Annotated in this window: 15 protein-coding genes; 8 read left to right on the top strand and 7 right to left on the bottom strand. The window is 63.1% G+C overall.

Translation table 11 applies throughout. From position 1 onward, the window contains the following. Positions 1-24 precede the first annotated feature (24 nt). The 3 genes from PYR64_RS04570 to PYR64_RS04560 all read left to right on the top strand — a co-directional run bounded on the left by PYR64_RS04570 (position 25) and on the right by PYR64_RS04560 (position 3976). Positions 25-1452: a class II fumarate hydratase gene (locus PYR64_RS04570; RefSeq protein ID WP_055974872.1), complete on the top strand. Its 1428-nt coding sequence runs from the start codon at positions 25-27 to the stop codon at positions 1450-1452. A gap of 185 nt (positions 1453-1637) precedes the next feature. Then, a complete protein-coding gene (locus tag PYR64_RS04565; protein ID WP_275778628.1) occupies positions 1638-2306 on the top strand; it encodes a TetR/AcrR family transcriptional regulator in 669 nt (222 codons plus the stop codon). After that, positions 2303-3976 (top strand): MDR family MFS transporter, encoded by a 1674-nt coding sequence (locus PYR64_RS04560; protein WP_275778626.1) that lies wholly within the window; start codon positions 2303-2305, stop codon positions 3974-3976. The genes PYR64_RS04565 and PYR64_RS04560 overlap by 4 nt, the downstream gene beginning before the upstream one ends. Here the strand turns inward: PYR64_RS04560 and PYR64_RS04555 are convergent. Together PYR64_RS04555 and PYR64_RS04550 are read right to left on the bottom strand one after the other, a co-directional pair. Next, positions 3973-4449, bottom strand: coding sequence for an NUDIX domain-containing protein (locus tag PYR64_RS04555; protein WP_275778624.1), 477 nt, complete (start codon positions 4447-4449; stop codon positions 3973-3975). The genes PYR64_RS04560 and PYR64_RS04555 overlap by 4 nt on opposite strands. A 66-nt stretch (positions 4450-4515) precedes the next feature. After that, a complete protein-coding gene (locus PYR64_RS04550) occupies positions 4516-5067 on the bottom strand; it encodes an A24 family peptidase (protein ID WP_018777300.1) in 552 nt (183 codons plus the stop codon). A 61-nt stretch (positions 5068-5128) separates the two neighbouring features. On the opposite strand from PYR64_RS04550, the gene PYR64_RS04545 reads away from it, so the two are divergent. Next, positions 5129-5890: a hypothetical protein gene (locus tag PYR64_RS04545; RefSeq protein WP_275778622.1), complete on the top strand. Its 762-nt coding sequence runs from the start codon at positions 5129-5131 to the stop codon at positions 5888-5890. A gap of 31 nt (positions 5891-5921) precedes the next feature. Next, complete coding sequence (locus PYR64_RS04540; protein WP_275778620.1) at positions 5922-6566, top strand: GNAT family protein; 645 nt, start codon at positions 5922-5924, stop codon at positions 6564-6566. Positions 6567-6655: 89 nt separating this feature from the next. On the opposite strand, the gene PYR64_RS04535 is transcribed toward PYR64_RS04540, so the two are convergent. Then, the gene (locus tag PYR64_RS04535; RefSeq protein ID WP_026267103.1) at positions 6656-8050 is read right to left on the bottom strand and encodes a PhoH family protein; all 1395 of its coding nucleotides are present in this window, start codon (positions 8048-8050) and stop codon (positions 6656-6658) included. 237 nt (positions 8051-8287) lie between these two features. Then, entirely contained in the window at positions 8288-9091 is an 804-nt protein-coding gene (locus PYR64_RS04530) for an isoprenyl transferase (protein WP_052247135.1), read from the bottom strand. A gap of 107 nt (positions 9092-9198) precedes the next feature. Between PYR64_RS04530 and PYR64_RS04525 the strand changes: the two genes are divergently transcribed. Continuing rightward, the gene (locus PYR64_RS04525) at positions 9199-9840 is read left to right on the top strand and encodes a hemolysin III family protein (protein WP_039240310.1); all 642 of its coding nucleotides are present in this window, start codon (positions 9199-9201) and stop codon (positions 9838-9840) included. Between the two features lie 356 nt (positions 9841-10196). Here PYR64_RS04525 and PYR64_RS04520 read toward each other — a convergent pair whose 3' ends face one another. Then, on the bottom strand, positions 10197-10505 hold the full coding sequence (locus tag PYR64_RS04520) for a hypothetical protein (protein WP_039240527.1): 309 nt from the start codon (positions 10503-10505) through the stop codon (positions 10197-10199). A gap of 106 nt (positions 10506-10611) precedes the next feature. After that, positions 10612-11517: a mycothiol conjugate amidase Mca gene (gene mca / locus PYR64_RS04515; protein ID WP_039240309.1), complete on the bottom strand. Its 906-nt coding sequence runs from the start codon at positions 11515-11517 to the stop codon at positions 10612-10614. 73 nt (positions 11518-11590) lie between these two features. Here mca and PYR64_RS04510 point away from each other — a divergent pair, with 73 nt between their 5' ends. Then, entirely contained in the window at positions 11591-12049 is a 459-nt protein-coding gene (locus PYR64_RS04510) for a DUF4307 domain-containing protein (protein ID WP_018777292.1), read from the top strand. Between the two features lie 152 nt (positions 12050-12201). Continuing rightward, positions 12202-12696 (top strand): transcription elongation factor GreA, encoded by a 495-nt coding sequence (gene greA, locus PYR64_RS04505; RefSeq protein ID WP_018777291.1) that lies wholly within the window; start codon positions 12202-12204, stop codon positions 12694-12696. A gap of 104 nt (positions 12697-12800) precedes the next feature. Here the strand turns inward: greA and PYR64_RS04500 are convergent, their stop codons facing one another. Beyond that, positions 12801-13415 carry a rhomboid family intramembrane serine protease gene (locus tag PYR64_RS04500; protein ID WP_018777290.1) on the bottom strand — a complete coding sequence of 205 codons (615 nt, stop codon included), beginning with the start codon at positions 13413-13415 and terminating at the stop codon, positions 12801-12803.

The following is a 13415-nucleotide window of genomic DNA, read 5'->3' as shown; positions in this document are numbered from 1 at the left end:
GTCGGATCGCCATAAGCTAGCCCCATGACTTCCACCACTGAGTTCCGTATTGAACATGACACGATGGGCGAAGTTCGCGTCCCCGTGAACGCCCTGTACCGCGCCCAGACGCAGCGTGCTGTGGAGAACTTCCCCATCTCCGGCAAAACGCTCGAGCGCACACACATTGAAGCCCTTGCCCGGGTCAAGAAGGCCGCCGCACTGGCGAACGCCGAACTGGGGGTGCTCGATGGCGAGCTCGCCGAGGCCATCGCCGCAGCTGCCGATGAGGTTGCAACGGGCAAGTACGACGGCGACTTCCCGATCGACGTTTTCCAGACCGGCTCGGGTACCTCGTCCAACATGAACACCAACGAGGTCATCGCGGAACTGGCTTCCCGCGCCCTCTCGGCCGCCGGCAGCGACAAGGTGGTCCACCCCAACGACCACGTCAACGCTTCCCAGTCCTCCAACGACGTCTTCCCGACTTCCGTCCACGTCGCCGCCACCTCGGCCCTGATCAATGACCTGATCCCGGCCCTCGAGTACCTGGCAGCTTCCCTGGACCGCAAGGCCGTGGAGTTCAAGGACGTCGTCAAGTCCGGCCGTACGCACCTCATGGATGCGACCCCGGTCATGCTTGGCCAGGAATTCGGCGGTTACGCAGCGCAGGTGCGCTACGGCATCGAGCGCATCAACGCCGCTCTCCCCCGCGTAGCCGAGGTCCCCCTGGGCGGTACCGCTGTTGGTACCGGCATCAACACCCCGGCAGGCTTCCCGGAGCGCGTCATCGAACTCCTCGCAGCCGACACCGGCCTCCCGCTGACCGAAGCCCGCGACCACTTTGAGGCACAGGCGAACCGCGACGGCCTGATCGAGGGCTCCAGCCAGCTGCGCAACATCGCGATCTCCTTCATGAAGATCAACAACGACCTCCGCTGGATGGGCTCGGGCCCCAACACGGGCCTGGGCGAAATCGCCCTTCCGGACCTCCAGCCCGGCTCCTCGATCATGCCCGGCAAGGTCAACCCGGTCATCTGCGAAGCGTCCATCATGGTGTGCGCCCAGGTCATCGGCAACGACACCGCCATCGCCTGGTCCGGCACCAACGGCGCCTTCGAACTCAACGTCGGTATCCCCGTCATGGCCGCCAACCTCCTCGAGTCCATCCGTCTGCTGGCCAACACCAGCCGCGTCATGGCCGACAAGATGATCGACGGCATCACCGCCAACGTCGAGCGTGCCCGGTTCCTGGCCGAGGCCTCCCCCTCGATCGTGACGCCGCTGAACAAGTACATCGGCTACGAAAACGCCGCCAAGATCGCCAAGACCGCCGTCAAGGAGGGCCTGACCATCCGCCAGGCTACCGAGCAGCTCGGCTTCGTTGGCGAAGGCGAAGGCAAGGTCTCCGAGGCCGACCTCGATAAGGCTTTGGACGTCACCACCATGACGTCGCCGGCCCACAAGGCCTGACCCTTGGCTTAAACCCAAAGCACGACGACGGCCGGTACCTTTCGCACGAGAGGTACCGGCCGTCGTCGTACCCGGGAGTTTTTGTACAGCAGGCGCCCTCAAGAAACCTCCTTAGCGGCATCAGGTGTACAAAACCCCCGAGCGAGATTTTGCACCCTTCGGCGGAAAGTGCAAAACTTTACTTTGTGAGTAATAGTGCAAATATCGACGGCGGCCTCCGCGAGCGCAAGCGCGCCGCCACGCGGCTGGCCATCACGGCAGTCGCACGAACCCTGACCGCCGAACGCGGCCTGAATGGCTACACCGTGGAAGAGGTGTGCGAAGAGGCGGGCATCTCCCGCCGGACCTTCTTCAACTACTTCCACTCCAAGGAAGACGCAGTCATCGGAGCATTCTCCGATGACCTGCCCCAGGATTCGCTGGATAACTTCAACCGGGATCCTGAACGGCTGCCAGACGGCATCTCCGCCACGTTGCTCGCTGCGCTGTACCACCTCACCGTGGACATCGTGGAGCGTTCCACCATCAGCCGTACCGAGATCCAGCAACTGATTGCTGCCATCAAGGCCGAGCCCCAGCTCCTGGGCCGCATGACCCTTGAAGGCGAGGCCAGGGAGCGGCAGTTCATGGAACTGATCGCCGCCCGTGAGGGCCTCTCCCCCGGACATCCGGAGATCATCATGGCCTCAGCCGTGTTCGGCGCTGTTTCCAAGAAGACATCCCATCAGTTCTTCTCGGAGGACAACACGCGGCCTTACCGCGAGCTCCTGGACCAGAACCTTGCAGCAGCCCGGAAACTCTTATCGCAACCGCTGGACACCACTCCTGTACAGACACCGAAGGACCCCGCATGAGTACACTCTCGAAGGCGGCAGAACCACTGCTGCTGACCCAGAAACGGATCTGGATCATCTTCTCGGCGCTGATCGCAGGCATGCTCCTGTCCAGCCTCGACCAAACCATCGTTTCCACCGCCATGCCCACCATCGTGGGAAAGCTCGGCGGTGTCGAGCACCAGGCCTGGATCACCACGGCCTATCTCCTGGCCACCACGATCGTCATGCCCATCTACGGCAAGTTCGGTGACATCCTGGGCCGGCGCAACCTGTTCCTGGTTGCCATCGCCCTGTTTACCCTCGCTTCGGTGGGCTGCGCTTTCGCCACCGACTTCTGGGGCTTCGTGATCTTCCGCGCCATCCAGGGTCTGGGCGGCGGCGGCCTGATGATCCTCTCGCAGGCCATCATCGCCGACATCGTTCCCGCCAAGGAGCGCGGCAAGTACATGGGTCCGCTGGGCGCCATCTTCGGTCTCTCCGCCGTCGCCGGACCGCTGCTGGGCGGCTTCTTCGTGGACCACCTCACGTGGGAATGGGCGTTCTACATCAACATCCCCATCGGAATCGCGGCGTTTATCACCGCATGGTTCACCTTGACGCTTCCCAACAAAAAGGCCGAAAAGAAGATCGACATCCTGGGAGTCATCTTCCTCTCTGCCGCCACCACCTGCCTTATCTTCTTCACCGACTTCGGCGGCAAGAAGGACGAAGGCTGGGATTCGCCCCTCACCTGGGCCTTTGGCGCCGGCATGGTGCTGGCCGCCTTTGCCTTCGTCTTGGTTGAACGGCGCGCCGAGGACCCCATCATTCCGCTGAGCCTGTTCAAGAACCCGATCTTCATCAACGCGACCGCCATCGGCTTCACGCTCGGCCTGGGCATGTTCGCTGCCATCGCGTTCGTGCCCACCTTCCTGCAGATGTCTTCCGGTACTTCAGCAGCCGAATCCGGGCTGCTCATGCTGCCGATGATGGTTGGCCTGATGGGCACGTCCATCTACTCCGGTATCTGTATTTCCAAGACCGGCAAGTACAAGATGTTCCCGATCCTGGGTGCGGCGTTGACCATTGCGGCCATGCTGTGGCTGACCACCCTGACGGCAGCAACCCCGATCTGGGTCATCTGCGTGCAGCTGTTCATCTTCGGTGCCGGCCTGGGGCTGATCATGCAGGTCATCGTCCTGGTGGTGCAGAACTCCGTTCCGGCGGACCAGATCGGCACGGCAACCAGCACCAACAACTACTTCCGCGAGGTCGGTGCATCACTGGGTGTCGCAGTGTTCGGTTCCATCTTCACCAACCGCCTGGCTGAATCACTCAGGGAGGCATTCACCGGTGCCGGCGCTTCTGCGGAGCAGGCTTCGCAGTCCACCAGCACGCTTGATCCCCAAGCCCTGGCGCAGCTGCCTGAGCAGTTGCGGGATGCGATTGTGAACGCGTACGCCAATTCCTTGGCTCCAGTGTTCTGGTACCTGGTGCCGTTCATCGCCATCGCCCTGGTTTTGGCCATCACGCTGAAGCAGATCCCACTCTCCGACACCGCCGGCATGGTGGCCCGTGGTGAAGCAATCGGGGGCGCGGAGGCTGACAGGCTTGAGGCTGAGCGCCGTGAAACCACGCAGACGGCGCCGGACGAGGACGACCTCAGGACGGATCGCCTGACAGCCGACGCCGGAAGCCAACAGCACTAATCCTCCATTTGGTAAGCCACGGGGCCTTCGGGCTCCGTGGCAAGCCTGATGGCTTCAAGGTTGCCGGCGCTCATCTCCGGAAGATCGTCCAAGGCGAACCAGCCCACGGCCAGTGATTCGTCGTCATTGACCCTGGCGTCTCCCGAGACGTACCTGCACCGGAAGGTGATGTCCAGGAAGTCGCACACGTCGCCGTTCGGGAAGGTCACGGGACCTACAACGCCGACGCCGACAATCCGTTCCGTTTCCGCCACCACCGCAGTCTCCTCGAAGATCTCGCGCACCAGCCCTGGGGCGGGGTGTTCGCCCGGTTCGAGCATTCCGGTGATGAGGGCCCAGTGCCCGTTGTCGGCCCGCTGGCCCAGCAGCACCCTGCCTTCGTCGTCGAAGACCACTCCCCTGACGGCCGGCAGCCAGAGGGGGTCATGGCCGATCTTCTTCCGCAGTCTGAGCACAAAATCCGGGGCACCCATGGTTCAGCGTTCCTCACAAGAATGGTCGGTCCCGGCGCGGTTTGCAGCCTTGCAGACAGGCTAGCCTCATGCGGGCAGCAGCACCATCGCAACAGCTGCTCCGGCCAGCATGAAAGGACCGAACGGAATGGCCGAACGCAGCGTTCCCCGCCGTGCGGCAAGGATGAACAAGCTCCACAGCCCTCCCAGGAGGAAGGCCGCAAAGGTTCCGGCAAAGATGTGGCTCCAACCCAAATAGCCCAGGTAGAGGCCCAGCACCCCGGCCAGCTTCACGTCGCCAAAGCCCATCCCTGGTGGATGGATGAACCGCAGCACGAAATAGAAGAACCAGAGGGCCGCGCCGCCGGCCAGAACCGCCAGCCCTGGCACCCCCAACAGAGTGGCGGATGCTGCCCCTCGCGTAGGGGTACCGGGGAGCGAGGCCGCGATCGCGGCAGCGAGCAACAGCACTCCGGCCACCCCGTAGGACGGAAGCACAATCCGGTTGGGCAGCAAGTGGCTGCGGACGTCGATGACCGTGAGCCGGACAGCCATCACCACGAAATACAGGCAGGCTGCCGCCACCAGCCAAAAACCCAGCGGGCTGGCTGTCCAGAGCTCGGAGAGTCGTCGGATCACCCTCGGATGCTACCCCGTTTTGCTCGTCCGACCCGTTTGAACGCTTGGGTAAACTGTGGATATGGGGCGCTACAGTGCAGACGAACCGGGCTTTGACTTGTCCTCCACATTCCGGAATCTATGCCGTTCTTCGCCATGGAAATGGACCACCCTGCGATTTGAGTATCTTGAGCGGCCCGGCAGTGGCGCCAATATTGTCCGTGCCTGGCTGCGGCGCCCGGGCGCCCTCCGACTTGAGACGGCTGAGGGTCAATTGCTCCACAGCACCACCGGCATCAACGACTCCCGGGATGACCTGTACGTCAGCTCCACGCGACGGTCCTGGCTGCTGCCGGCGCATCTGGTGACGCCTGTCTACGACGACGCCGGGCTGGTGCGCAGGCGTCCCGAGGCGGCGTACGGTGAGCCGTCCTTCGGCAATGGCCGCCTGGCTGCAGCCTTGGATCCAGTGGAGTTGGCCGGCAACGCGCCGGTTCCCATCGAATTCCCGGACACCAACCGCGTCTTCCTCGAACCCCCCAGGGAAGTGGACCACGAGGGCCGTCCTGCCCTGGAAACCATCGTTACGCCCAGCCGGACCTACGTTCCTTCCGATCCCGCCCAGCCCTTGGTCCATCCCGGCCGGACGCTGATCAGGATCGACACCGGAACAGGGGTCTGCGTGGCCAGTCAGAGCCTGGATGGCGACACCTCCGGTACAGGCCATTGGCTGAAGATCCTGGGTGTGGACGAGTACATGCTCGATGACCTGTTCCTGGCGGAGTCCATGAATCTCACGGACGTCCGGCGGCACATTCCGTGGGACATCGGCCCGGCCGCCTGACCGCCTCGCCTTTTCGGGCTAAACTACGGCGATGACATCGCTGGCAGACTTCTGGCCCCCGTTCGGACTCATTCTCACCACCCCGAGGCTGACCCTCCGTCCGATTCTCGACGACGACATCCCCGCCGCTGTGGACGCGGCCCGCTCAGGGATCCACGAACCCGGCAAGAGCCCTTTCAGCATGCCGTGGGCTGAGATGCCGGAGGACGAGCTGGCACCGAACATGGCCCAGTGGTACTGGCGGTGCCGTGCAAACTTCACCAAGGATTCCTGGACCCTCCTCCTGGCGGTCTGGCGCGACGACGAATTCCTCGGCGTTCAGGACCTCGGTGCCAGGAACTTCGCGACGCTCAAAACAGTAAGCACGGGTTCCTGGCTCAAGCAGTCCGCTCAGGGCCAGGGCGTCGGCAAGGAGATGCGTACCGCCGTCGTCAGCTACGCCTTCGACTACCTTGGCGCCGAAGTGGCCGAATCCGACGCCGCCGTCTGGAACCGGAAGTCCTTGGGCGTCTCCACCAGCCTCGGCTACGAACCCAACGGCATCTTCCGCGACGCCTGGGGAGAGAAGGTCGAAGAAGTCCAAAGAGTCCGCCTCACCCCCACCACCTTCAAACGCCCCGACTGGACCCTCACAGTCCAAGGCCACGACGAACTCAAGAACTACCTGAAGCTCTAGCCGCACCTGCGTTGTGTCCAAGCGACGGCGAAGGGCCGTGGCCCGGTGAACCGGACCACGGCCCTTGACACCACGTTCCAAGGAGATGCTTAGATCTCGGCACCCTCCAGCAATTCCGTAACAAGGGCAGCAATCGGCGACCGCTCGGACCGGGTCAGCGTGATGTGCCCGAACAGCGGATGCCCCTTGAGGGTCTCCACGACGGCGGCAACGCCGTCGTGCCGTCCCACGCGCAGGTTGTCGCGCTGGGCAACATCGTGGGTGAGGACGATCTTGGAGTTTTGACCGATGCGGCTCATGACGGTCAGCAGGACGTTCTTTTCGAGCGACTGGGCTTCATCCACGATGACGAAGGCATCGTGCAGCGAACGCCCGCGGATGTGGGTCAGGGGCAGGACTTCCAGCATGCCGCGGTCCATGACTTCTTCCACGACTTCCTGGCTGACCAACGCGCCGAGGGTATCGAACACGGCCTGGGCCCACGGGTTCATTTTTTCGGATTCGGATCCGGGAAGGTAGCCGAGCTCCTGGCCGCCCACTGCGTACAGGGGCCGGAAGACGACCACCTTCCGGTGCTCACGGCGCTCCAGTACGGCTTCAAGGCCTGCGCAGAGGGCGAGCGCGGACTTGCCTGTGCCTGCCCGTCCGCCGATGGACACGATGCCCACGGAAGGGTCCATGAGCATGTCGATGGCCAGCCGCTGTTCGGCGGAGCGTCCGTGGAGGCCAAAGACGTCCCGGTCGCCCTTGACCAGACGGACCTGCTTGTCGGCTCCCACGCGACCCAGAGCGGATCCCCTGTTCGACAGAAGCACCAGTCCGGTGTTCACGGGGAGTTCGGCGGCTGCGGGAATGAAGACAGGTTCATGGCCGTAGAGCGTGGTGATTTCGTCGTCGTTGGCTTCTATTTCCGCCATACCGGTCCAGCCGGAGTCCTTGACGAGTTCGTTGCGGTACTCGTCCGCCTGGAGTCCCATGGCGGACGCCTTGACCCGCATGGGGAGGTCTTTGGAGACCACCGTGACGTTGTGGCCCTCGTTGGCCAGGTTCTTGGCCACGGCCAGGATCCGGCTGTCGTTGTCGCCACCGCGGAAGCCCGCAGGAAGCACGTCCGGGGAAATGTGGTTCATTTCCACCCTGAGCAGCCCGCCGTCGTTCCCCAGGGGAATGGCCCGGTCCAGTCCGCCGTGTTCGATCCTGAGATCGTCGAGGAGACGCAGGGCTTTCCTGGCGAAGTAGCCAAGTTCCGGATCGTGGCGCTTTCCCTCGAGTTCACTGATGACCACGATGGGAACGATGACCTCATGTTCTGCGAACCGCAGGAGTGCGTGGGGATCGGAAAGCAGGACGGATGTATCGATCACATAGCTGCGGCCCGTGGCGGACGCTGTTGCCCGCGCTTTTTGTGGGACCCGCTTGGCGCGAGAGGTAGCTGCACTTTCCCCGTCGGAAACCATTGCGGGCAGTTGCTCAGAAATAGCCACATCGACTCCAGCCCCGGGCGGTCGCCCGGCCTAATGGTGAAGCGGCTCGGCCGGAAGGCCGGGCGTGGCCTCCCATGTAACTGGTGCGATGTTCCGCTCCATATACTGGCCTCCCCGATCAGCGGGCGGTTTTGCCTGCTGATGGGATTAACGTAATCCCCGACACATTCATTTCCGCAATCCGTCGTCGGCAAGTCGCATGTCGGGCTCGTTAATTTTCGGTGAACCGCGCCTGGGCTAGGTTCCGTAGCGGCGCTGCCGCCCGGCATAATCCCTGAGCGCACGGAGGAAATCGACCTTGCGGAAGGCCGGCCACAGGGCTTCGCAGAAGTAGAACTCGCTGTAAGCGCTTTGCCACATGAGGAATCCGGAGAGCCGCTGCTCGCCTGAAGTGCGGATCACCAGGTCCGGATCGGGTTGGCCCCGGGTGTAGAGGAACCGGGAGATGTCGTCCACTGAAAGTTCATCTGCCACCTCGGACATGGTGCGTCCTTTGGAGGCGGCGTCGTGCAGGAGTTCCCTGACGGCGTCGACAATTTCGCGGCGGCCACCGTAGCCGACTGCGACGTTGACGTGGATCTTTTCGTGGACCGGCGTCCGGGACGTGAGTTTGTTCAGCCGGTCAGCCAGGTAGTCCGGCAAAAGTTCCGGTGCTCCCATGGCGTGGACGGACACGTCTTCGTCTTCGTCGAGCCGGTCCATGGTGTTGGCGATGATGCCCATGAGCAGGTCCAGCTCCTCACCGGAGCGGTTCATGTTGTCCGTGGAGAGCATGTAGAGCGTGACGACCTTGACGCCCAGTTCCTGGCACCATCCCAGAAATTCGTGGATCTTGTCTGCGCCGGCCTGGTGTCCTTGGCTGGTGGGAGCATTGAACTGGCGCGCCCAGCGCCGGTTGCCGTCCACCATGACGCCGATGTGCCGTGGGATCTGGTCCTGCTTGAGTGAGCGCAGGAGTTTGCGCTCGTAGAAGCCATAGAGGAAACCGGGCAGCTCCACCGGACTCTCACCTGACTTCCTTGCTTGTACGACGACGCACATCCAAGGCTACCTTCCCGAGCTGCCGGGGCGGTGCAGTGGACAGTCAAAAACCGCCCAACACTTGTTACCCAGAAGTAACTTACCGAAACGTAGGTTATTCTTGGAGCATGGCTGAGCTCCTCGAAACCAAGCCCCTCTGGCGTGGATGGATCCACGCAGTTGCCGCTCCTTTTGCACTTGCAGCAGGGATAGTCCTGGTGACGGTTGCTCCCACTCCGGACCGCAAAGTCACGTCCACCATTTATGCCCTGACCGGTTTCCTGCTGTTTGGCGTCAGCGCCGTGTACCACCGGGGAAACTGGTCCCCCAAGGTCCGCATGCTCCTCAAACGGCTGGACCATACCAACATCATGCTGGTGATCGCCGGGAGCTACACGCCCCTGGCATGGTCCCTGCTGGAACGCTCTGAAGCTGTCACCTTGCTATGGCTTGTGTGGTCCGGGGCGATCGTCGGCGTCTTGTTCCGGATTCTGTGGACCCATGCTCCGCGCTGGCTCTACGTCCCGGTTTACATCGCCCTCGGTTGCGGGGCCCTGTTCTACCTGCCGCAGTTCTTCGCCGCGAATGCCGCCGCAGCCATCCTCATTTGCGTCGGCGGCGCCCTGTACATTGCCGGCGCAGTGTTCTACGCCCTCAAGAAGCCAAATTTCAGCGCCCGGAACTTTGGTTTCCACGAACTGTTCCACGCCTTTACCGTGCTGGCCTTCGCCGCGCACTTCATCGCCATCATGATGGCCGTCCTGAGCTAGCCCGCAAAGAAGCTAACCCGGAAAGACGGGTTCACCGCCCACAGCCATGGCGGCAAGCCGCGCCCCAGTTATGGAGGCAGCAACGGGACGTCACTTCGGGGGCCGGGGACGCGTCGTCGTACGTTTGATGGCGACCACCACCCCTGGGCGGGCGACGTCAGCAACGCGCCGCACAGTTCGCGGCGATGCCGCGAGCCAGGACCGGCGACGGCGGCCGCAACCCGGCAGCGGCAAACGCCAAGCCGTCATCCCCGAACGGACGGCAGTGGACGGGTTTGCCCGCGTGTTGCCGGAGATAGGCAGAGGGTTCCGAACCCAGGGCATCGCTTGCCCCGGGACAGCCGGTTCCGCCCGTTTTAGCGGGCTCCGGGGCCGCCATTGCCGATCTCGTCAGCGGGACCGCCGCTTTGTGCCGGATTCCCGTCCGCGGACGGCTCACCCGCTTCAGCAGCCAGACGGGCTTCCTCTACCTGTGCGCGATAGCGGACGCGTCGGATCCTCCGGACCATGTCCACGATCAGGAAGGTAGTGAGGATCACGATGAAGGCCGTGAGGACGAAACCCCACGTGCCCGGCGTCACCTGATCCTCGGACAGGCCGGGCCGCAGCGTGCCCGTGGGATCGGGCGACGGAGTGACGGTCAGGGCGAGAATCAAGTGGTGCACGGTCAAACCTTCTATGGGAACTGGTGCGCGCCGGCCGGCAAAGCGTAACCGGGATGCTGATGGGCCATCCGGTAATTTCTACGAACGATAGAAACTACCGGCGTTCTTATCTTATCCCTGCGAAGAGATCCTTTTCCGGCAGCTCGGAAGGCACACGGGACTTGATCAGGGTGTAGTCCTCCCAAGGCCATGTGGTCCGCTGCAGTTCCGGCGATACGGCAAAGAAGAAGCCCAAAGGGTCGATCTGGGTGCGGTGGGCCCGCAGGGCGTCGTCGCGGACCTCGAAGTAGTCGCCGCAGTCGATCTGGGTTGTGGTCTGGTGACCGCCGGCGGGTGGCGTGTGTCCCTCGGCGTCGGCCTCCAACCACGCCGCCAGCCGCTCGGCGTACGGAGACTGCAGCCCTGCTTCCTCCAACGCGAAATGGAGCGCACGGAAACGTGCGGGGCTGAAAGCACGGTCGTAGTAGAGCTTGTCCGGGGCCCACGGCTCGCCCATGCCGGGATAGCGTTCGGGATCGCCCGCGGCTTCATAAGCTTCAACCGCCACCTTATGGGCCATGATGTGGTCCGGATGCGGATAACCGCCGTTTTCGTCGTAGCTGAGGATGACGTGAGGCTTGAACTGACGAACCAGGCGCACCAGTGGAGCTGAAGCCCGTTCCAGCGGCTGCAACGCGAAGCATCCCGGCGGCAGCGGCGGGAGGGGATCTCCTTCCGGCAGGCCTGAGTCCACGAATCCGAGCCAGCGCTGTTTGATTCCCAGCACCGCTGCCGCGTTGGCCATTTCCAGCCGGCGCGCACCGGCCATGTCACGCTTGGGATGCGGGGCATCCTCCATGGCGGGGTTCTGGATGTCTCCACGTGATCCGTCCGTGCACGTGGCGACCATGACGTCCACGCCTGCGGCGGCGTACATCGCCATGGTTGCTGCACCCTTGCTGGACTCATCATCCGGGTGGGCGTGGACGGCGAGCAGCCGCAGCTGCTGGTCGGAACTGCTGGACGCTGTCACGTGACGGCTCCTCTTTCATGGATCTGCTTCAGGGGCGGCAAAGTGCCACCGGGATCGGCACTAAACTGGATGGGTGACTTCAGAGGACCTTTCGGCCACCCAAGTACCGGCAAGCACCAGCCTAGCCAATCGCTACGGCGGTCAAAAGCGCGCCATGACAGGCAAAACCAAGCGGAACATCATCATCGCCGCGCTGGTGGTCGCCATTGGCTTGGCCGGGTATGTCGCGACAGGGTCCGCGCAGGCTCCGGTCACGTTCAAAGACATTGGCTACAGCACGGTGGACGATACCCAGGCCGAGGTCGATTACCAAGTCACCAAGTCCCCTCGCGCCACCGCGAAATGCGCCATCAAGGCCCTGGACTCGAAGTTCGCAGTAGTGGGTTGGAAGGTGGTCGAGATCGGCGCCAACGAGCCCCAGGACGACCCCGACGGCGGGAGGACCACTGTCCAGCGGACCACCCTGAGGACCGAGTCCCCGTCTGTCTCCGGCGTCGTGGATAACTGCTGGATTGTGGACAGCGGCAAATAACAAACGTGTGACCTACGGCTCAACCGGTTTGGGTTCGTCCAGAGGATTTACTACAATGGATGAAACCTTCACCCCGTTAAGTTGGTTACTGAGTTTTACGAGTGGCCACCTCGGCGGGGTCTTTTGCATTGTCAGATCTAGAGGAGAAATCCGTGTCTACCACCAACAGCGCCACTGCGGCTTGGCTTACCCAGGAAGCTTTCGACCGCTTGAAGGCTGAGCTGGACCACCTTTCCGGCGCTGGCCGGGCGGAAATCGTCCAGAAGATCGAAGCTGCCCGCCAGGAAGGCGACCTCAAGGAAAACGGCGGCTACCACGCAGCCAAGGAGGAGCAGGGCAAGATCGAAGCCCGTATCCGCCAGCTGACCGCCCTTCTGCGCGATGCGCACGTGGGCGAGGCCCCGGCCGACGACGGAATCGTCGAGCCCGGCATGCTGGTTGTTGCCCGCATCGCCGGTGACGAAGAGACGTTCCTGCTGGGCTCGCGCGAAATCGCCGGAGATTCCGATCTGGATGTCTTCAGCGAGAAGTCGCCCCTCGGTGCAGCCATCATCGGCCACAAGGAAGGCGACAGCCTCAGCTACGTCGCTCCCAACGGCAAGGAAATCGCGGTAGAGATCGTCTCCGCCAAGCCGTACGTCGCCTAGGCATCAGCCCGGGCACCACAAGCACGACGCCGGCCCCTCCTTTGTGGAGGGTGCCGGCGTTTTTTGTGCCCGGCCCAGCTTTGGGACTTACTGTCCCCGTTGGGTCAGGGGGTGATGGCGGGCTTGGGCCGTAGCAAGAGGGCCGCGATGATGCCACCGATGGCGCCACCAAGGTGGGCCTGCCAGGAGATGTAGCCCATCACCGTAGGCAACACCCCGAAGAGGATGCTGCCGTAGGCCATGAACAGCACCACGGACAGCAGGATCTGCCACCAGCTCCGGTTGAAGAAACCCCGGACCAGCAGGAACGCGAAGAAGCCGAACACCAACCCGGAGGCCCCAACCGTCACCCCTCCCCCGCCGATGAGCCACACAGTCAACCCCGACCCCAGCCAACTGAACGCCAGGGCCGTGATGAACACGCGGATGCCGGACAGGAACACCAGGAAACCGAAGATGATCAGCGGCAAGGTGTTCGAGATCAGGTGGTTGAAGTTTGCGTGAAGCAAAGGAAAGGTGAGGATGTCCAGGACACCGTCCATGGAGCGCGGGCGGAGTCCGAAAGTGGCGTTCAGGGCGTGCCGCATCAGCGTATTGAGAATCTCGATGACGTAGAGCAGGACCACGAAACCGCCCATGAAGAGCAGGCCGCCCTTCGCCCGCCCGGCCAGCGATTCCTCGGCTTCGGCTCTTGATCCTTCAGGCGTTCCAAGCACCAT

The sequence above is a fragment of the Paenarthrobacter sp. Y-19 genome (genome assembly GCF_029223985.1).
Classification (GTDB): domain Bacteria; phylum Actinomycetota; class Actinomycetes; order Actinomycetales; family Micrococcaceae; genus Arthrobacter; species Arthrobacter nicotinovorans.
This window is presented reverse-complemented; position numbering and strand designations above follow the sequence as displayed.